This is a genomic window from Brevundimonas sp. 357 (genome assembly GCF_003938605.1).
GTDB lineage: Bacteria > Pseudomonadota > Alphaproteobacteria > Caulobacterales > Caulobacteraceae > Brevundimonas.
The window spans coordinates 1-735 of record NZ_RHWX01000043.1; the positions used below are offsets into that span (position 1 = coordinate 1).

At 44.4% G+C, this 735-nt stretch carries 1 protein-coding gene; it reads left to right on the forward strand.

Annotated features, from left to right (window positions below):
• The first annotated feature begins 94 nt into the window (after nucleotides 1–94).
• On the forward strand, nucleotides 95–568 hold the full coding sequence (gene dfrA15, locus EGK63_RS16290) for a trimethoprim-resistant dihydrofolate reductase DfrA15 (RefSeq protein WP_001830196.1): 474 nt from the start codon (nucleotides 95–97) through the stop codon (nucleotides 566–568).
• Nucleotides 569–735 lie beyond the last annotated feature (167 nt).

A 735-nucleotide genomic window follows, 5' to 3' on the forward strand; every position in this document is an offset into this window, starting at 1 on the left:
ACGCCGTGGGTCGATGTTTGATGTTATGGAGCAGCAACGATGTTACGCAGCAGGGCAGTCGCCCTAAAACAAAGTTAACCCCTAAGGAAGTATCGTGAAACTATCACTAATGGCAGCAATTTCGAAGAATGGAGTTATCGGAAATGGCCCAGATATTCCATGGAGTGCCAAAGGGGAACAATTACTCTTCAAAGCGATTACCTATAATCAGTGGCTTTTGGTAGGCCGAAAGACTTTCGAGTCAATGGGGGCTTTACCCAACCGAAAATATGCCGTTGTAACTCGTTCAAGCTTCACTTCCAGTGATGAGAATGTATTGGTATTTCCATCTATCGATGAAGCGCTAAATCATCTGAAGACGATAACGGATCATGTGATTGTGTCTGGTGGTGGTGAAATATACAAAAGCCTGATCGATAAAGCTGATACTTTACATATTTCAACAATCGACATTGAGCCAGAAGGTGATGTCTATTTTCCAGAAATCCCCGGTAGTTTTAGGCCAGTTTTTAGCCAAGACTTCGTGTCTAACATAAATTATAGTTACCAAATCTGGCAAAAGGGTTAACAAGTGGCAGCAACTGACCGCCAAAAGTGTCACTTGTTTTGCCAAAAAGCCGGCAAAACAAGCGCCAATTTTGTCGGCAGCTGTGCCAGGCGTTAGGCATCACAAAGTACAGCATCGTGACCAACAGCAACGATTCCGTCACACTGCGCCTCATGACTGAGCATGAC